Source organism: Streptomyces sp., from assembly GCF_035645055.1.
Classification (GTDB): domain Bacteria; phylum Actinomycetota; class Actinomycetes; order Streptomycetales; family Streptomycetaceae; genus Streptomyces.
In genome coordinates this window covers 19,814-39,432 of sequence record NZ_DASQNH010000046.1, presented here as the reverse complement: position 1 = coordinate 39,432, position 19,619 = coordinate 19,814, and the positions used below count along the sequence as shown (strand labels likewise).

At 73.2% G+C, this 19,619-nt stretch carries 10 protein-coding genes; 6 read left to right on the top strand and 4 right to left on the bottom strand.

The window, feature by feature from the left end:
* The 3 genes from VE614_RS15590 to VE614_RS15580 form a co-directional block, all read right to left on the bottom strand.
* The coding region (locus VE614_RS15590; protein ID WP_324936823.1) for an alpha/beta hydrolase at positions 1–1,405 on the bottom strand (1,405 nt) is incomplete at its 3' end.
* Positions 1,406–1,539: 134 nt separating this feature from the next.
* Positions 1,540–3,087: an alpha/beta hydrolase gene (locus tag VE614_RS15585; protein ID WP_324936821.1), complete on the bottom strand. Its 1,548-nt coding sequence runs from the start codon at positions 3,085–3,087 to the stop codon at positions 1,540–1,542.
* A 224-nt stretch (positions 3,088–3,311) separates the two neighbouring features.
* Positions 3,312–6,038, bottom strand: coding sequence for a lysylphosphatidylglycerol synthase transmembrane domain-containing protein (locus VE614_RS15580; protein ID WP_324936819.1), 2,727 nt, complete (start codon positions 6,036–6,038; stop codon positions 3,312–3,314).
* Between the two features lie 186 nt (positions 6,039–6,224).
* Here VE614_RS15580 and VE614_RS15575 point away from each other — a divergent pair, with 186 nt between their 5' ends.
* From VE614_RS15575 to nudC, 5 genes are all read left to right on the top strand, one after another.
* Positions 6,225–6,611, top strand: coding sequence for an MGMT family protein (locus VE614_RS15575; protein ID WP_324936817.1), 387 nt, complete (start codon positions 6,225–6,227; stop codon positions 6,609–6,611).
* Between the two features lie 257 nt (positions 6,612–6,868).
* Positions 6,869–10,558, top strand: coding sequence for a UvrD-helicase domain-containing protein (locus VE614_RS15570; RefSeq protein ID WP_324936815.1), 3,690 nt, complete (start codon positions 6,869–6,871; stop codon positions 10,556–10,558).
* 103 nt (positions 10,559–10,661) lie between these two features.
* On the top strand, positions 10,662–14,273 hold the full coding sequence (locus VE614_RS15565; protein WP_324936814.1) for an ATP-dependent helicase: 3,612 nt from the start codon (positions 10,662–10,664) through the stop codon (positions 14,271–14,273).
* 10 nt (positions 14,274–14,283) lie between these two features.
* Complete coding sequence (locus tag VE614_RS15560; protein ID WP_324936813.1) at positions 14,284–15,687, top strand: dipeptidase; 1,404 nt, start codon at positions 14,284–14,286, stop codon at positions 15,685–15,687.
* 157 nt (positions 15,688–15,844) lie between these two features.
* Complete coding sequence (nudC, locus tag VE614_RS15555; RefSeq protein WP_324936812.1) at positions 15,845–16,789, top strand: NAD(+) diphosphatase; 945 nt, start codon at positions 15,845–15,847, stop codon at positions 16,787–16,789.
* 64 nt (positions 16,790–16,853) lie between these two features.
* On the opposite strand, the gene VE614_RS15550 is transcribed toward nudC, so the two are convergent.
* Positions 16,854–17,096, bottom strand: a complete 243-nt coding sequence (locus VE614_RS15550) for a mycoredoxin (RefSeq protein ID WP_043503946.1) — start codon at positions 17,094–17,096, stop codon at positions 16,854–16,856.
* Positions 17,097–17,283: 187 nt separating this feature from the next.
* Here VE614_RS15550 and VE614_RS15545 point away from each other — a divergent pair, with 187 nt between their 5' ends.
* A complete protein-coding gene (locus VE614_RS15545; RefSeq protein ID WP_324936811.1) occupies positions 17,284–19,506 on the top strand; it encodes an ATP-dependent DNA helicase UvrD2 in 2,223 nt (740 codons plus the stop codon).
* Positions 19,507–19,619 lie beyond the last annotated feature (113 nt).

The window sequence follows — 19,619 nt, the reverse complement described above, 5'->3', positions numbered from 1 at the left end:
CGCTGCCGCTGCCGTAGGCGCCGTGGCCCTCGCCGTTCCAGGTGAGGACCACGCCGACATCCTTGCCGAGTTCGTCCGCCATCCTGCGGGCGCCCTCGACAGGGGTCGCCGGGTCGCCGGTGTTGCCCACCGTGAGGATCGGCGCGGCGCCGGGAGCGCTCACCTCCGGGGTGTCGTGCTGTCCGGGCACCGGCCAGTCGTGGCACCAGCCGGCCGTGTCCCAGCCCAGGAAGGCCCCGAAGACGGGCGAGATCTTCTCGAACTCGGGAAGCAGCGCCTTCGTCTGCGCGGGCGTCGGCCGCTGCCGGTCGTCCAGGCACGATATGACCCGCTGGGAGTGGGTCGTGGTGCCGTAGCGCCCCGACGCGTCACGCTCGTTGTAGCCGTCGGCGAGGGCCAGCAGCTCCGAGCCGTCGCCCTGCTCGGCCGCCTCCAGGGCGCTGGTCAGGCTGGGCCAGCCGTCCTTGCTGTACAGCGGCAGCACGATGCCGGTGAGGGCGAGCGTCTGGGTGAGCTTCCGGCCGGGGGTGGAGGTGGGCAGCGGCTGGGCGTCGATGCGGTCCAGCAGGGCGGCGATCTCGCGCGTGCCCTCCTCCGGGTCCTGGTCCGTCGACTCCAGGTAGTCGTTCAGCGCGCGCTGGAAGCCCAGCGTCTGGTTCTTTGCGTGCCCCACCGCGTCCGCGCTCGGGTCGACGACCGCGTCCAGGACCATGCGGCCGACGTTCTCCGGGAACAGGTGGGCGTAGACGCCGCCGAGTTCGGTGCCGTAGGAGATGCCGAAGTAGTGCAGCTTCTCGTCGCCGAGCGCCTGGCGCATCTGGTCCATGTCGCGGGCGGTGTCGGTGGTGGAGACATGTGCCATCAGTTTCCCGGCGGTCTCCCGGCAGCCCTTGCCGAAGTCCGCGGCGTCCTCGAGGAACGCCCTCTCCTCGGCCGGGGTGTCCGGAGTGGCGTCCACCTTCGCCTCGGCGGCCTGGATCTCCTTGTCGTCGCGGCACCGCACGCCTTCGCTGGCGGCGACGCCGCGCGGGTCGAAGCTCACCAGGTCGTACCGCTCACGCAGTGAGGAGACGGTGGAGGCGTACGACGGCATCATGGACACGCCCGAGCCACCGGGGCCGCCGAAGTTGAACAGGAGCGAGCCGATGCGGTCGTCGCCGGTCGCCTTGGCGCGGATCAGCGCGACTCCTATCGTCTTGCCCTTCGGCTTCGTCCAGTCCAGCGGCACCTTGAGCGTCGCGCACTGCCACTCGTCACCGGGGGCGGGGGAATCCGCCGTCGCCTCGCACCGGCCCCAGTCGAGCTTTCCCGCGGCTGCCGGGGAGTTCGAGGAGGGCGAGTCGCAGCCCGACGCCAGCATCGCGGCGGCGGCACCGAGCGCCGCCCACCGTACGAAACGAACCATGGACACGTCCCCCCTCGCAGGCCTCCGCGTCTCGACCACGGATGGCTGTCAGGCCATGGTAGGCGGTGGCCGCCGAGCCTGCCCGAGCCTGTGGATAACCCTCTGACCTGGTGATTCTTCGCGCTTCTGGGACGTCAGCGGCAGACGGTGCCGGCTGCCGGCACCTTTCCGTCCAGCAGATAGCCGTTCACGGCGTCCTGCACGCACTTGTTCTTGCTGTCGTACGCGCCGTGCCCCTGCCCCTGGTACGTCAGCTCCACACCGACGCCCCTGCCCAGCGCCCGCACCATCTTCCGGGCGCCCTCGTAGGGCGTGGCCGGGTCGCCGGTGTTGCCCACGACGAGGATCGGCGGCGCACCCGGCGCGCTCACGTCGGGATGGTCGGCGGCGCCCGGCACCGGCCAGTCGACGCAACCGACCATGCCCCAGCCGAGATAGTCCCCGAACAGCGGCGAGGCCTTCCGGAACTCGGGCAGCCTGCGCTCCACGTAGGCGGCGTCGTACCGCGGCTTGTCATCGGCGCAGCTGATGGCGACGTTCGCCGCGGCGAGGTTGCTGTACTCGCCGTTGGTTCTGCGTCCGTTCATCGTGTCGGACAGCAGCATGAGGATCTGCCCGTTCCCGTCGTACGCCTGGTCGAGGCCCTCGGTCAGGTAGTCCCAGAACTCCTGCGAGTACAGCGCCTGCGCGATGCCGCTGGTCGCGGCGGTCTGGGTCAGCTCGCGCGGGAAGACGCCGTCGATGGGTCTGCTGTCGAGGTCCTTCAGCAGCTGGGCGATCCGGTCCTTGACGTCCTGCGCGCTGTTCCCGATCGGGCAGTCCTCCTCCTGCGACACACAGTTCTCGGCGAAGTTGTCGAGCGCCCGCTGGAAGCCCCGGGCCTGTCCGAGGGAGCCCTGTTCGGGCGTCTGGGTCGGGTCGACGACGGCGTCGAAGACGGCCCGGCCGACGTTCTCCGCGAACAGGTGGGCGTACACGCCGCCGAGTTCGGTGCCGTAGGAGATGCCGAAGTAGTGCAGCTTGTCGTCGCCGAGTACCTGGCGCATCAGGTCCATGTCGCGGGCCGCGTCGGTGGTGAGCACATGCGGCAGCATCTTCTTGGAGTTCTTCTCGCAGGCCTCGTTGAAGTCCCGGACGTTCTCCAGCAGTTCGGTGCGCTCGGCCGCGTCGTCAGGCGTCGCGTCCTGCTGGAAGTAGGCGTCGAGCTGCTGGTCGTTCTCGCACAGCACGGGAGCGCTGCGGCCCACTCCGCGTGGGTCGAAGCTCACGAGGTCGTAGCGGGTGCGCAGGTGCGCGTAGTCGTTGCCGAAGGCCGGCAGCGTGGTGACGCCCGAGCCGCCGGGGCCGCCGAAGTTGAAGATCAGCGAGCCGATGCGGCGGTTCTCGTCGCCGCTTGTCCTGGCCCGGATCAGCGCCAGCTTGATGGTGTCGCCCGCGGGGTCGTCCCAGTCGCGGGGCACCTTCATGGTGGCGCACTGCCACTTCTCGCCGTTCGGCAGCGGCGAGGGGGCGCTGCCGCCGCCCTGCGCCCGGGACGGGGCCGGGCAGTCCTTCCAGTCGAGCTGCTGCCGGGTCAGGTCCTCGTCCTCGGCGTCGCCGTCGGAGCATCCCGCCACCAGGGAGGTCAGCAGCAGGGCGGAGACGGTCACGGCGGCGGCGCGCAGCAGGGAGGGGTTCGGCATGACCCCATCCTGCGGTGGCACCCGGCGGGGCGCGCGGGGCGCGGGCCGTACGAGGTATGCGTGCGGCGAGCGGGTGCTACGCACCCGTGCGGGGGTCGGGCGCTGCGCGGGCGGGGTCGGGCGCTACGCGTGCGCGTGTGGTGATCGGCGTTACCCGTGCGCGTGTGCTGATCGGGCGCTACGCGCGCGTGCGGGAGGCAGGCGCTACGCATGCGCACCCTGCGCTACAGCGCGCCCTTGCGGGTGAGGTGGTTGAAGGCGAGCCAGCCCGGCAGCACCGGCAGCCACAGCGTCAGCAGCCGGAAGAGCAGGACGGCGGGGGCGGCGACCTCGCTGGGCAGACCGACGGCGATCAGACCGACCGTCAGGGTCGCCTCGACGGCGCCCACACCGCCCGGCGTCGGCGCCGCGGAGCCGAGCGCGTTCCCCGCGAGGAACACGACGGCCACGCTGGCGATGCTGATCGAGGTGGTCTCGTCGCCGAACGCGCGGATCGACGCGTCCAGGCACATCACGAAGCAGGCCGTGAGCAGCAGCATGCCGCCGATGCCGGTGAGCAGCTTCTGGGGGCGCTGGAGCACGTCCAGCATGCGCGGCACGACGCCCGCGAACAGTGACCTCACGCGCGTGACGACGAATTTCCGCAGGAACGGCACCGAGGTCACCACGAGCACCAGCACCGCCACCGTCAGCAGCCCCGCGATGACCGTCCGGGACGGCGACAGCGAGGGCGTCTTCTCGGTGCCGGTCAGATAGCCGAAGGAGAGCAGCATCAGGATGTGGCAGCCGAGCCCGAACAGCTGCGAGGCGCCGACGCTGGCCACCGCGAGCCCCGGCCGCACCCCCGCGCGCTGGAGGAACCGCGTGTTCAGCGCCACGCCGCCGACCGCGGCCGGCGCCACGATCTTCACGAACGAGCCGGCGACCTGCGCCGCAATCGTCCGCAGGAACGGCACCCGCTCCGGCACGAACCCCAGCAGGCTCATCGCCGCGGCCACATAGCTCAGCGCCGAGAACAACACCGCGGCCGCCACCCAGCCCCACTCGGCGTTGGCCACGAGCGGGCCGAACTCGATGTGCGTGAGCTGGGTGAGCAGGAAGTACGCGGCGATGGCGCCGGCGATGAAACTGATCAGCGTGCGCGGCCGGACCCGCTCCAGGCGGGCGGGTTCCACCGGCGCCTGCGGCCTGATCCGCAGCACCTCGTGCCGGATCTGGGTGAGCAGGTCCTCCTCGCGCGCTTCCTCCAGCGCCTCGTCCAGGGCCCGCTTCTCGGCCCGGGCCTGCGCGCGTTCGGCCTTCTTGCCGGGCTTCTCCAGAGCGACCACCGGCTCTTCGTCCCCGGCCGCCTCCGCACGGGCCAGCCTGGCCTGCCGGGACGCCTCGAGGACCGCCTCGCGCTCGCGCTCGGCGCGCTCCCGGGCCAGCCGGCGCAGTGTCGCGCGCGTGGAGCGGGTCAACGCGATGGGCTGGAGCATCGGCAGACAGTCGGCCACCGCGTCGGGGCCCAGCACCTCGACCGCCGAGGCCACCGCGCGCTCGGCGCCCACCCGCAGGGCGAGCGTGGTCATCAGCTGGGCGACGTCCATGCGCAGCAGCAGGTCGCCGGCCGCGATCTCGCCGCCGCGCAGATCGGTGAGGATCACCGTGCCGGAACGATCCACCAGAATCGCGTCGCCGGCCAGCCTGCGGTGCGCGATCCGCCGCGACTGCAGCGCGCGCACCTGGTGCCAGGTATGGCGCAGCAGCTCGTCGGTGATCTCCTCCTCGGGCAGCGAGTCCAGGGTGCGCCCGCCGGTGTGCTCGTAGACGAGTATCACCGCGTCCGGGCCGAGTTCGGAGGTGGCGATGAGCTTCGGCGCGTGGGCGCCGGCCGCGATGGCGGCGTAGGCGAGCAGCGCCTCCTGCTCCAGGGCCTGGCGCAGGGACTGGAGGCTGCGCCGGGTGGCGAAGCCGCGCAGGGTCAGATTGCGCCACACCCGGTAGAAGAAGCCCTGTGCCTGCTGTTCGCGGTCGACGACCGTGACGTCCAGCGGCGGGCCGTCCTCCAGGGTGACGAAGTAGCGCCGGCCGCGGTCGCCGCCGTCGGCCGCGTCCGCGGTGTCCTGGCGGGCCGCGCTCACCGGGCGGAATCCGACGGTCCGCAGACCCGCCATCAGCGTCCGCCCCGTGGGCCGGACGTTGGGCGAGCCGACCGCATAGAGCGTGCCGTAGGCGACGGTCCAGCCGATCAGCACCGTCAGAATGATCGAGAACGGTGTGGTGTAGCCGGTGACCAGCATCGAGAACGCGTCGAGGAGCAGCACGATCCACAGCACCGCGCGCCAGCGCGGTCTGCGGGACATGCCGACGGCCGTCATGTACGCGATGACCGGCGCGAGATAGCCGTGCACCGGGTCGGTGAGGGCGTTGATGTCGCCGGGGGAGGGCTGGGTCAGCGCCTCCTGGATGGAGTCCGGAGCGGCCTTGGCGACCCAGAGATCGGTGGCGAGTGTCACACCGTGGGCGAGGACGGCCGCGAGCACGCCATCGGCGATCCGCAGCCCGTCGCGCTTGATCAGCCGCTCGATCGCGAAGGCGACCGGCACCAGCAGGATCGCGATGCTGGAGGCCAGTCCCGCGATCTTGATGAGCAGGTCGGGGGCCTGGCCGGTGCCCTTGGTGATGTCCTGTTCGAGGCCCGAGGTGGTGCCGTGCGCGAACGCGGCGATCGCCAGCAGTACGGCGACGCCGAGCACGCCCACCAGGAGCCGCATCAGGTCCGACGGGCGGTGCACGCGCGCGGGGAGGAGCGGTTCGTCGCCCTCGACCTCGTCGGTGAGGGTGTCCGGGCCGGGCCCGCCGGGGTCCCGCCCGCCCGCGCCCATGCCGTCCGCGTCGGCGGTGTCCGGGCGCGACGACGCATCAGAGGTGCTGTCCGCTTCCTCCGGGGGCACACCCTGCTGCTTCATCGTCTCTTCTTGATCTCGTATCACCAGTCACCGCCCGCACGATGGTGGCATGCTCCACCGACACACAGGGGCATCAGGGTGCAAACGCGGGGGCGCACAGTCTGCCCGAAGCACCGCTCCGGGGCGAGGGTCACGCACGGTTGCGACCGCGTCACATTGTCGGCGGCATGCGGCAGGATGGGACGAATGAGCGAGGAAGACCTTCCCGGGGACGCCCGCGCGGAGTACGCCGACGCCCTGCCGGAGTACGCCGAGCGGGTCCTCGACGTCACGGAAATGATCCCGCCCGGGCGCGTTATGACGTATGGCGACGTTGCCGAGTGGCTGGAGGAGGGCGGACCGCGTCAGGTCGGCCGCGTGATGGCGCTCTACGGCGGAGCCGTCCCCTGGTGGCGGGTCGTCCGCGCGGACGGCGCCCTGCTCCCCGGCCACGAACTGAGGGCCCTGGCGCACTACCGCACGGAGGGCACACCCCTGAAGGAGGCGAGCCGGGCCGCCGAAGGCCACCTGCCGCGGCTGGACATGCGACGGGCGCGGTGGGACGGCGGCCAACGTGCGAAGGGTCACACCTGACAGCTTCCGCCATCGGTCACGGCCGTGGGTGACACCTGATCCGTACGGGGGAAACAGGGCACGTCCGTGGCATGACGTACGTTCGAGGTGCAAGGGACGCACGGGTCCGGTGAGCCATGAGGGACCAACCGGAAGCCATGCTTCCGCCCCGTTCGTCGGCGTAGCGTCGGCTCCACGCGTCCCCCTCACCCCGCGGCCACCGCCGTCCCCGCACGGCGATCGGCCCATCCGCACACCCACCAGGACCGGCGAACCACGTGAGCTCCTCTTCCTCCACCAGGCGCCTGTCGCACCACGCGGTGCGACAGGGGAACCGTGGCGCTTACCGGCTCGTCCGTACCCTTCCGGCCCGACCGGATCCCCCTCTTCTGGACGCCGCACAGCGCGCCGTGGTTGACCACCGGTCCGGCCCCCTGCTCGTTCTCGCCGGTCCGGGCACCGGCAAGACCACCACGCTGGTGGAGTCCGTGGCCGCGCGGATCGCCCGCGGCGCGGACCCCGAGCGCATCCTGGTGCTGACCTTCAGCCGCAAGGCGGCCGTCGAGCTGCGCGACCGCATGGCCCTGCGCATGGGCGCCGCCCGCGCGCCCCGCGCGACCACGTTCCACTCCTTCGGCTACGCCTTGGTCCGCGCCCACCAGGACAGTGACCTGTTCGTCGAGCCGCTGCGCCTGCTCTCCGGCCCCGAGCAGGACGTCACCGTCCGCGAGCTGCTCGCCGGGCAGCCCGACCTGGAGCGGAGCGGCCTCGCCCATGTGCGCTGGCCGGACGAGCTGCGTGCCTGCCTCACCACCCGCGGCTTCGCCGACGAGGTCCGCGCGGTCCTCGCCCGCACCCGTGAGCTGGGCCTCGGCCCGGACGCCCTGGACGCCTTCGCCCGGCGCATCGGACGCCCCGATTGGCAAGCCGCGGCATCCTTCCTCGCCGAATACCTCGACGTCCTCGACCTGCAAGGGGTCATCGACTACGCCGAACTCGTCCACCGCGCGGTGCTGCTCACCCGCCGCCCCGAGATCGCCGCGCGGCTCGCCGGGCAGTACGACGCGGTGTACGTCGACGAGTACCAGGACACCGACCCCGCGCAGGTCCGGCTGCTGCGCGCCCTCGCGGGCGGCGGTCGCACCCTTGTGGCCTTCGGTGACCCCGACCAGTCGATCTATGCCTTCCGCGGCGCCGACGTGAACGGCATCCTCGACTTCCCGCACGCCTTCCCCCGCGCGGACGGCCGCCCCGCGCCCGTCGAGGTCCTGCGCACCTCCCGCCGCTCCGGCGCCGGTCTGCTGGCCGCAACCCGGCTGCTGACCCAGCGCATGCCCCTGACCCGGCTCCCGGCCGAGAAGGTGCGCGCCCACCGGGAGCTGACCCCGGCACGGGACGGCGGGCGCGTGGAGGTGTACACCTACCCGACGCCCGGCACCGAGCTGGACAACATCGCCGACATCCTGCGCCGGGCCCATCTGGAGGACGGCGTCCCCTGGAGCGACATGGCCGTCCTGGTGCGCGCCGGTTCCCGCACCATCCCGGCGGTCCGCCGCGCCCTCACCGCCGCGGGCGTCCCGCTCGACATCGACGGCGACGACCTTCCCCTGCGGCACGAGCCTGCGGTGGCGCCACTGCTGACCGCACTGCGGGCGGTGGCCATGGCGGAGGCGGGCCTCCCGGGTGACGCTTCCGCGGGGGCAGTGGATGCCCAGGGGGCCGCCTCGGGGGACGCGGGCCCGGAGGAGACCGCGCCGGAGGCCTCCGCCCCTGAGGAGGCTGCGCCGGAGCAAGCCGCGCCCGAGGTGACCGTGCGGGAGCAAGCCACCCCGGAGGAGAGCGCCTCGGAGGAGTCCGCGGTGGAGAGGAGTGCCCCGGAGGAGAGCGCCTCGGAGGAGTCCGCGGTGGAGTCCGCGGTGGAGAGGAGTGCCCCGGAGGAGACCGCCCCGGGGGACGCCGCACCGCAAGAGGCCCGCCTGGAGGGAACCACCCCGGAGAACGCCGCCCCTGAGGAAACCGCCCTAGAGCACGCCGCCACAGAGGACGCCACCCCGGAGAACGTCGTCCCCGAGGCCCAGCCCCCTTGCTGGCTCGACACCGAGACCGCCCTCACCCTCCTCGCCTCCCCCCTCGCCGGCATGGACGCCGCCGATCTGCGCCGCCTCGGACGCGCCCTGCGCGAGGAGGAGCGCGTGGCGGGCAACCCCGTACCCCCGCCGTCGGACGAACTGCTCGCGCGGGCGCTCGCCGAACCGGAGCGCCTGGTCGCGCACGACCCGGCGTACGCGCGCGGTGCCCAGCGCCTCGGCGCGTTGCTGCGCACGGCGCGCGATCGCCTGGCGCGCGGCGGTACGGCCGAGGAGGCGCTGTGGGACCTCTGGTCGGGCACGCCCTGGCCCGGGCGCCTGGAGCGGGCCGCCCGGCGCGGAGGCGCCGCGGGCCGCAACGCCGACCGCGACCTGGACGCCGTCTGCGCGCTGTTCGCGACCGCCGCCCGCGCGGAGGAGCGCACCGGCGGCCGGGGTGCCCTGAACTTCCTGGCGCAGATCGAGGCCGAGGACATCGCCGCCGACACCCTCACCCGCCGCGCCCTGCGCCCCGACGCCGTGCGCCTGATGACGGCGCACCGCGCCAAGGGCCTGGAGTGGCGGCTCGTCGTCGTCGCGGGCGTCCAGGAGGGCCTGTGGCCGGACCTGCGCCGCCGCGGCTCCCTGCTGGAGGCCGACCGCATCGGCCGCGACGGACTCGCCGAACCGCTCACCCCGGGCGCGCTGCTGGCCGAGGAGCGCCGTCTGTTCTACGTCGCCGCCACGCGCGCGCGGGAACGGCTCGTCGTCACCGCGGTGAAGGCACCCGCGGACGACGGCGACCAGCCCTCCCGCTTCCTGACCGAACTCGGCGTCGAACCGAAGGACGTCACCGGCCGCCCCCGCCGGCCGCTGTCCGTCGCCGCGCTGGTCGCCGAACTGCGCGCCACGACCGTCGACCCGCGCGTCTCGGAGCCGCTGCGGGAGGCCGCCGCCCGCCGGCTGGCCCGGCTCGCCGCGCTCGCCGACGAGGACGGCCGGCCCCTGGTGCCCTCCGCCCACCCCTACCGCTGGTGGGGCATGTTCGAGCCGACCGAGAGCAAGGTGCCGCTGCGCCACCGCGACCAGCCCGTCGTGCTGTCCGGCAGCGCCCTCGACCAGCTCGCCAACACGTGCGCCCTGCAGTGGTTCCTGGGCCGCGAGGTGAAGGCCGACGCGCCCGCCACCGCCGCCCAGGGCTTCGGCAACGTGGTGCACGTCCTCGCCGACGAGGTCGCCTCCGGGCGCACCCCGGCCGACCTCGACGTCCTCATGGAACGCCTGGACTCGGTGTGGGACGCGCTCGCCTTCGACGCGCCGTGGAAGTCGGCGCAGGAGAAGGAGCACGCGCGCGTGGCGCTCGAACGCTTCCTGAAGTGGCACGTCATGGACCGCACCGGACGCACCCCGGTGGCCAGCGAGCACGACTTCGACGTCACCCTGGAAGCCGGCGACTACGCGGTGCGCATCCGTGGCCAGATGGACCGCGTCGAGGCGGACGGCGAGGGACGGGCGTACGTCGTCGACTTCAAGACCGGCAAGCAGGCGCCCAGCGCCGCCGAGGTGGCCCGTCATCCCCAGCTCGCCGTCTACCAGCTCGCCGTCCGCGAGGGCGCCGTCGACGACGTCTTCGACGGGGTACGGCCCGAGCCGGGCGGCGCCGAACTCGTCCAGCTGCGGCAGGGTGCTGCCAAGCGGGACGGCGGGGAGACCCTGCCCAAGGTGCAGGCGCAGGAAGCCCTGGAGGGGGCGGCGGGGGAGTGGGTCGGCGAGCTGCTGGCCACGGCCGCCGGCAAGGTGCTCGACGAGCGGTTCTCCCCCACCACCGGCCAGCACTGTGCGCACTGCGCGTTCCGGGCGTCGTGCAGCGCCCGGCCGGAAGGCCGCCACGTCATCGAGTGACCTCCCGTGTGACGAGCCGCACCACCCGAGCTGACCTGCGCTTCCCTCGTCCCGGAGGACGATTCGGCACCGACTGTCAGTGCCCGCCGCTAGCCTCTCTGAGGTGCCCGCACGTATCACCGATCCCGAGCAGCTCAAGGAGCTCCTCGGCATCCCCTTCACCCCGGAGCAGACGGCCTGCATCACCGCGCCGCCCGCCCCGCAGGTGATCGTGGCCGGAGCGGGCTCCGGCAAGACCACGGTGATGGCGGCCCGCGTGGTGTGGCTGGTCGGCACCGGCCAGGTCGCACCCGAGCAGGTGCTCGGCCTCACCTTCACCAACAAGGCCGCCGGCGAACTCGCCGAACGCGTCCGCAAGGCACTGGTCAAGGCGGGCGTCACCGACCCCGACGTCATCGACCCGGACAACCCGCCGGGCGAACCGGTGATCTCCACGTACCACGCCTTCGCGGGCCGCCTGCTGACCGACCACGGCCTGCGCATCGGCCTGGAGCCGTCCAGCCGCCTGCTCGCCGACGCCACCCGCTACCAGCTGGCCGCGCGGGTGCTGCGCGAGGCCCCGGGCCCCTTTCCGGCGCTGACCCGCTCCTTCGCGGACCTGGTCAGCGACCTCCTCACACTCGACTCGGAGCTGGCCGAACATCTCGTACGCCCCGAGGACCTGCGCGCGTGGGACGCCGGGCTGCTGCGCACCCTCCAGGACGTCAAGCTCACCAACGCCGACCTGCGCAAGGTCCCCGAGACGGCCGCCGCGCGGCGGGAACTCGCCGAGCTGGTACTGCGCTACCGGGCCGCCAAGCGGGAGCGGGACCTGCTCGACTTCGGCGACCAGATCGCCCTCGCCGCCCGCCTCGCCGAGCTGCCCGAGGTCGGCCGCATCCTGCGCGACGAGTTCCGCGTGGTGCTCCTCGACGAGTACCAGGACACCTCGGTCGCCCAGCGCGTCCTCCTCGCCGGCCTCTTCGGCGGCGGCACCGGCCACCCGGTGACCGCCGTCGGCGACCCCTGCCAGGCGATCTACGGCTGGCGCGGCGCCTCCGTCGCCAACCTCGACGACTTCCCCGAGCACTTCGCGCACGCCGACGGCCGCCCCGCCACCCGCCAGGCGCTCAGCGAGAACCGCCGCAGCGGCGGCCGTCTCCTCGACCTCGCCAACGGCCTCGCCGAGCCCCTGCGCGCCATGCACGCGGGCGTGGAGGCGCTGCGCCCGGCCCCCGGCGCCGAGCGCGACGGTGTGGTCCGCTGCGCCCTGCTGCGCACCCACGCGGAGGAGATCGACTGGATCGCCGACTCCATCGCCCACCTGGTGAACACCGGAAAGGCACCGGGCGAGATCGCCGTCCTGTGCCGTACGGCGACCGACTTCGCCGAGATCCAGGGCGCGCTCGTCGCCCGGGACGTCCCCGTCGAGGTGGTGGGCCTCTCCGGGCTGCTGCACCTGCCCGAGGTCGCCGACCTGGTCGCCGTCTGCGAGGTCCTCCAGGACCCGGGCGCCAACGCCGCCCTCGTCCGCCTGCTGACCGGCCCCCGCTGGCGCATCGGACCGCGCGACCTCGCCCTGCTCGGGCGGCGTGCCCGGCTCCTGGTGGCCCACGCGCGCGTGGACGCCGACGACGACCCCGACCGGCGGCTCGCCGAGGCCGTGGCGGGTGTCGACCCGGCCGAGGTGATATCGCTCGCGGACGCCCTCGACACCTTCCTGGAGACCCCCCTGGAGGGCGGCGGGGACGACGACGGACTGCCCTTCTCCCCGGACGCGCGCGTGCGCTTCGCCCGCCTCGCCGCCGAACTGCGCGACCTGCGGCGCTCGCTCGCCGACCCGCTCATGGACGTGCTGCACCGCGTCCTCGCGGTCACCGGCCTGGAGGTGGAACTGTCGGCGTCCCCGCACGCGCTGGCCGCCCGCCGCCGCGAGACCCTGTCGAACTTCCTGGACGTCGCCGCGTCCTTCGCCGCCCACGAGAGCGAGGCGTCCCTGCTGGCCTTCCTCGGCTTCCTGCGCACCGCCGCGCAGTACGAGAAGGGCCTCGACAACGCGCTGCCCGGCGGCGAGAACACCGTCAAGGTGCTCACCGCGCACAAGTCCAAGGGCCTGGAGTGGGACGTCGTCGCCGTCCCCGGGCTGGTCACCGGCACCTTCCCCAGCGCCCAGGGCCGCGAGAAGTGGACCGCCCAGGCCAAGGTGCTGCCGCACGAACTGCGCGGCGACGCCGACACCCTGCCCGACATCGAGGCGTGGGACTCGCGCGGCGTGAAGGCCTTCCACGAGGCCATGAAGGACCACCAGCACACCGAGGAGCTGCGCCTCGGCTACGTCACCTTCACCCGCCCACGCTCCCTGCTCCTGGGCTCCGGTCACTGGTGGGGCCCCACCCAGAAGAAGCCGCGCGGCCCCTCCGGCTTCCTCATGGCCCTCCACGACCACTGCGCCGCGGGACACGGCGAGATCGAGGTCTGGGCGGACGAACCCGCCGAGGAAGAGGAGAACCCGGCCCTGCGCCAGGCCACCGCCGACCAGGCCTGGCCGCTGCCCCTGGACGACACCGCCCTGGCCCGTCGCCGGGCGGCCGCCGAGACGGTCCTCGCCCACCTCGACGCCCTCGCCGCCGAGCCCGGCCGCCCGACGGCCACGCACGACCCCGACGCCCACGACGACCCGGAGTGGCCCTCGCCCCCGGACGAGGACGACTTCCCGGGGGAGGAGATCCCGTACGAGGAGGTCCCGTACGAGGAGGTCCCGTACGAGGAGATCCCGTACGGGGACGAGCCGTACGCCGAGGAGTACGCCCCCGTCGATGAAGACGCCGCCGCCGACGAGGACACCCGCGCCGGCGAAGACGCCCCCGCCGACGAGACCGCGGCCGACTGGGACGCCTGGGCTCCCACCCGCCCGACCGTGCCCCGCCAGGCCGCGCCGGCCGATCCCGGAAGGACCGGGGAGCCCCGCCTCACCCCCGAGGAGGCCCGGATGGTCGCCTCCTGGGACCGCGACCTCGACGCCCTCACCGGCGAGCTGCTGCGCGCGCGGCGGAGCGTCACGGAGGTCGCCCTGCCTGCCTCTCTGACGGCCACCCAGCTGCTGCGGCTGGCCGCCGACCCGGACGGCTTCGCGCAGGAGCTGGCCCGCCCCATGCCCCGCCCGCCGCAGCCCGCCGCCCGCCGCGGCACCCGCTTCCACGCCTGGGTGGAGTCCCGCTTCGAAGCGCTGACCCTGCCCCTGCTGGAGCCGGACGAGCTGCCCGGCACCGAGGCCGAGATCGCCGACGAACGGGACCTCGAAGCGCTGAAGGACGCCTTCGAGCGCACCGAGTACGCGCACCGCACACCCCACCGCGTGGAGGCCCCGTTCCAGATCACCATCGCGGGCCGCGTCGTGCGGGGCCGTATCGACGCCGTGTACCGGGACGGCGACGGCGAGGACGCGACGTACGAGATCGTCGACTGGAAGACCGGCCGCGACCACAGCGGCGACCCCCTCCAGCTCGCCCTGTACCGGCTCGCCTGGGCCGAGCAGCAGGGCGTACCCCTGGAGTCGGTCACGTCGGCCTTCGTCTACGTACGCAGCGGCGAGGTCGTGCGGCCCGACCGCCTTCCGGGCCGGGCGGCGCTGGAGCGGCTGCTGCGGGAGGAGGCGCCGCGGGACGTGCCGGACGGTGCGCCGGGAGAGCCGCCCGGTGACGAACCGCACGATCGGGCTGTCGGCGCGGGCCGATAGGCTCGTGACCATGAGCGAGACCCCGGACAGCGCCGTCCGCACGTACATCGACCGGCATCGCACCGCCTTCCTCGACGACCTCGCCGAGTGGCTGCGCATACCGTCGGTGTCCGCCCAGCCGCACCACGCGTCCGACGTGCGGCGCAGCGCCGACTGGCTCGCCGGCAAACTCAAGGAGACCGGTTTCCCGACCGCCGAGGTCTGGCAGACACCGGGCGCCCCCGCCGTCTACGCCGAGTGGCCCTCCGACGACCCCGCGGCCCCGACCGTCCTCGTCTACGGCCACCACGACGTGCAGCCCGCCGCCCGCGAGGACGGCTGGGACAACGAGCCCTTCGAGCCCGTCGTCGTCGACAACCGGCTCTACGCGCGCGGGGCCGCCGACGACAAGGGCCAGGTCTTCTTCCACACCCTCGGTGTGCGCGCACACCTCGCCGCCACCGGCCGCAGCGTCCCGGCCGTCCATCTGAAGCTGCTGATCGAGGGCGAGGAGGAGTCCGGGTCCCCGCATTTCCGCGCCCTCGTCGAGGAGCACGCCGACCGGCTCGCCGCCGACGCGGTGATCGTGTCCGACACCGGCATGTGGTCCGAGGACACCCCCACGGTGTGCACCGGCATGCGTGGCCTCGCCGAGTGCGAGATCCGGCTCCACGGCCCCGACCAGGACATCCACTCCGGCTCCTTCGGCGGCGCCGTGCCCAACCCGGCCGCCGCCGTCGCCCGCCTGGTCGCCGCCCTCCACGACGAGCAGGGGCGGGTGGCGATCCCCGGCTTCTACGACGGTGTGGTGGAGCTGACCGACCGGGAGCGGCAGCTCTTCGCCGAGCTGCCCTTCGACGAGGAGCGGTGGCTGCGCACCGCGAAGTCGCACGCCGCGCAGGGCGAGGCCGGATACACCACCCTGGAGCGCGTCTGGGCCCGCCCCACCGCCGAGGTCAACGGCATCGGCGGCGGCTACCAGGGCGCCGGCAGCAAGACGATCATCCCGGCGAGCGCCATGGTGAAGCTGTCCTTCCGGCTGGTCGCGGGCCAGGACCTCGACCACATCGAGCGGATCGTCCGGGCGTGGACCGCCGACCGGCTGCCCGCCGGGATCCGGCACGAGATCGCCTTCTCCGCGGGCACGCGCCCGTGTCTGACCCCGCTGGACCACCCGGCCCTGCGGTCGGTCGCCCGCGCCATGGGCCGCGCGTTCGGCACGACGGTCCGCTTCACCCGCGAGGGCGGCTCCGGGCCGGCCGCCGACCTCCAGGACGTCCTCGGCGCACCCGTCCTCTTCCTCGGGATCTCCGTCCCGTCCGACGGCTGGCACGCCCCGAACGAGAAGGTCGAACTGGACCTGCTCCTCAAGGGCGCCGAGGCCGGCGCGTACCTGTGGGGCGATCTCGCGGCGAACTGGCGCCATGCCCGCTGAGTCTGCCCAGCCGTCCGGAGCCCCGCTCCGCGCGGGGCACACTGGAAGGGCCGCCCCGCACCACCGAGCCCTGCCGGACCCGGTCGCATCCCGGATCTACGCCCCGCCGAACCGCCCGCCGAACCAAACCGTTGCACCGGGGGAGTTGGAAGCACCCGTGACCACCTGGACCGACCACACCGCCGACCGTCCCATCTCGCTCACCGCGCCGAGCGGCATCGACCGGGCCGCCCACCACCGGCTCGACGAGGCCTGGCTCGCGGCGGCGTGGAGTCACCCGACCACTCGCTGTTTCGTGGTCTCCGGCGGCCAGGTCCTCATCGACGAGACACCGGACGGGCGCACCGAACTGGTCATGACCCCGTCCTTCGAGGCCCCGCTCACCGAGGCCCACCGGTACTTCCTGGGCATCGACGAGGACGGCGTCAGCTACTTCGCGCTCCAGAAGGACGCCCTGCCCGGCCGGATCGACCAGTCCGCGCGGCCGGCCGGACTGCGGGAGGCCGGACTGCTGCTGTCCCCGCGCGACGCCGGACTGATGGTGCACGCCGTCGGCCTGGAGAACTGGCAGCGCACCCACCGCTTCTGCTCCCGCTGCGGCGAGCGCACCGTGATCGCCGCCGCCGGCCACATCCGCCGCTGCCCCGCCTGTGGCGCCGAACACTACCCGCGCACCGACCCGGCGGTGATCATGGCCGTCACCGACGAGGACGACCGCATCCTCCTCGGCCGCCAGGTCCACTGGCCCGAGGGCCGCTTCTCCACGCTCGCCGGCTTCGTCGAGCCGGGTGAGTCCATCGAGCATGCGGTGCGCCGCGAGGTCCTCGAGGAGGTGGGCGTGAGCGTCGGCCAGGTCGAGTACGTCGCCAGCCAGCCCTGGCCCTTCCCGTCCAGCCTGATGCTCGGCTTCATGGCCCGCGCCACTTCCACGGACATCGACGTCGACGGTGACGAGATCCACGAGGCCCGCTGGTTCTCCCGCGACGAGCTCAGCGCCGCCTTCGACTCCGGCGAGGTCCTGCCGCCCTACGGCATCTCGATCGCGGCCCGCCTGATCGAGCTGTGGTACGGCAAGCCGATGCCGACGCGCAGCATGATCTGACGCGTGAAGGCGGCCCCCGGAAGATCCCGGGGGCCGCCTTCACTCATGTCGCGGCAAGCCGCCGTCAGACGCCGATCTTCTGCTTGACCTGGGCCAGCGACGGGTTCGTCAGCGTGCTCCCGTCCGGGAACAGCACGGTCGGCACGGTCTGGTTCCCGCCGTTCGCCTTCTCCACGAACGCGGCGGACTCCGGGTCCTGCTCGATGTTGATCTCCTCGTACGTGATGCCCTCGCGGTCCAGCTGGCTCTTCAGCCGGCGGCAGTAGCCGCACCACGTGGTGCTGTACATCGTCACAGTGCCCGGCATGTCTTCGCGCTCCTCAACGGCTCGGGGACGGGTGCTTCGCAAAGGGGGAACGTACTTGAAAGCGCCACCATTCCCCCCCGCCCCCCTCGGTGATGCGTCACCTGTGCGGGAGTGATAAGTACGACTGCGAGGCCCCGCCTGTGGACAACCGGCTCAGCCGTCTCCGGCGACCTGGCAGCATGGCTGTGTGACAGCAGCAACGCACCCCCCTCTCATCCCGCGGGCCCCTGACTCGGCCGACGCGGTGCTCGAAGGGCTCGACCCCGAACAGCGCGAGGTCGCCACCGCGCTGCACGGCCCGGTGTGCGTCCTCGCGGGAGCCGGCACGGGCAAGACGCGGGCCATCACCCACCGCATCGCCTACGGAGTGCGGGCCGGAATCCTCCAGCCCTCCAGCGTGCTCGCCGTCACCTTCACCAATCGCGCCGCCGGAGAGATGCGCGGCCGGCTCCGTCAGCTCGGCGCCACCGGCGTCCAGGCCCGCACCTTCCACTCCGCGGCGCTCCGGCAGCTTCAGTACTTCTGGCCGAAAGCGATCGGTGGCTCCCTGCCCCGGCTCGTCGACCGCAAGATCCAGCTCGTCGCGGACGCGGCCGCCGCCTGCCGCATCCGCCTCGACCGGGGCGAGCTGCGGGACGTCACCGCGGAGATCGAATGGTCCAAGGTCACCCAGACCGTCCCCGCCGACTACGCGCTCGCAGCAGCGAAGGCCGGTCGTGATGCCCCTCGCGACCCCGCCGAGATCGCCCAGCTCTACTCGGCGTACGAAGACCTCAAACGCGGCCGCGCGGTCATCGACTTCGAGGACGTTCTGCTGCTGACGGTCGCCATCCTCCAGGACCGGCAGGACATCGCCGAACAGGTGCGCGCCCAGTACCAGCACTTCGTGGTGGACGAGTACCAGGACGTCAGCCCCCTCCAGCAGCGCCTGCTGGAACTCTGGCTCGGCGACCGGGACAACCTGTGCGTCGTCGGCGACGCCAGCCAGACGATCTATTCGTTCACGGGAGCAACCCCCGACCATCTGCTCGACTTCCGCGTCAAGCACCCGCACGCCACCGTCGTCAAGCTGGTCCGCGACTACCGCTCCACCCCCCAGGTCGTCCGACTCGCCAACGGCCTGCTCGCCCAGGCACGCGGCCGCGCCGCCGACCATCGGCTGGAACTCGTCTCCCAGCGCCCCGCCGGCCCCGAGCCCGTCCACAGCGAGTACACCGACGAACCCGCCGAGGCGGAGGGCGCCGCCCGCCGCATCCGCGACCTCCTCGACGCCGGCACACCGGCGAGCGAGATCGCCGTCCTGTTCCGCACGAACGCCCAGTCCGAGACCTACGAGCAGGCTCTCGCCGACGCCGGGATCCCCTACCAGTTGCGCGGCGCCGAGCGGTTCTTCGACCGCCCCGAGGTCCGCAAGGCGGGTATCGCCCTGCGCGGCGCGGCCCGCTTCGGCGGCAACGACGCGGCCCTGGACGAGGCCGTCGACCTGCCCTCCCAGGTCCGGGCCGTGCTCTCCTCCGACGGCTGGACCCCCCAGCCGCCCGCCGGGTCCGGCGCCGTCAGAGAGCGCTGGGAGTCCCTGGCGGCCCTGGCGAACCTGGCACAGGACTTCGCCGCCGCCCAGCCCGGCGCCACCCTCGCCGACTTCGTCGCCGAACTCGACGAGCGGGCAGGCGCCCAGCACGCCCCGACCGTGCAGGGCGTCACCCTCGCCTCCCTGCACTCCGCCAAGGGCCTGGAATGGGACGTCGTCTTCCTCGTCGGCGTCGCCGAGGGAATGATGCCGATCACCTACGCCAGAACCGACGAGCAGATCGAGGAGGAGCGCCGCCTCCTCTACGTCGGTGTCACCCGCGCCCGCACCCATCTCTACGTCTCCTGGGCGCTCGCCCGCTCGCCCGGCGGCCGCCCCAGCCGTCGCCCGAGCCGGTTCCTCGACGGTCTGCGCCCCGGCTCGGGCAGCGCGGTGGGCCGCGGCGGGACGGGCGGTGGGGCCGGGGGTGTCGAGCGCGGTCTCGCGGGCCGGGCCGAGATCGCCCCGCGGCGCACCCAGCGCACCCCGGCCCGCTGCCGGGTGTGCGGGCGCACCCTCACCGACGCCGGCGAGCTGAAGCTGCTGCGTTGCGAGGAGTGCCCCTCCGACATGGACGAGGGGCTGTACGAGCGGTTGCGCGAGTGGCGCGCGGACCAGGCACGGCGCAGCGGCCAGCCCGCGTTCTGCGTCTTCACCGACAAGACGCTGATGGCGATCGCGGAGTCGGTCCCCGACGACGCGGGCGAACTGGCGCGGATCCCCGGCGTCGGAGCGCGCAAGCTCAACCGGTACGGAGCCGATGTGCTGGCGCTCTGCGCGGGCCGGGATCTCGGCGAAGGACCGGGGGAAGGAGCCGGGGAAGGAGGGGACGGGGACTGATGCGAACTCGTCGAAAAAATAGTTTGCGCATGCCCCAGCAATCCCCATAGGTTCTTAGCCGTGGGAACGGCGGCCTTCTCGGAGGCGCCGATTCCGTGTTGTACTTGCATATC

Excerpts from the sequence above, each read along its gene's own strand:
- VE614_RS15580 (WP_324936819.1), bottom strand. The coding sequence starts at position 6,038 with ATGAAGCAGCAGGGTGTGCCCCCGGAGGAAGCGGACAGCACCTCTGAT.
- VE614_RS15550 (WP_043503946.1), bottom strand. The coding sequence starts at position 17,096 with ATGCCGGGCACTGTGACGATGTACAGCACCACGTGGTGCGGCTACTGC.
- VE614_RS15560 (WP_324936813.1), top strand. The coding sequence starts at position 14,284 with ATGAGCGAGACCCCGGACAGCGCCGTCCGCACGTACATCGACCGGCAT.
- VE614_RS15575 (WP_324936817.1), top strand. The coding sequence starts at position 6,225 with ATGAGCGAGGAAGACCTTCCCGGGGACGCCCGCGCGGAGTACGCCGAC.
- VE614_RS15585 (WP_324936821.1), bottom strand. The coding sequence starts at position 3,087 with ATGCCGAACCCCTCCCTGCTGCGCGCCGCCGCCGTGACCGTCTCCGCC.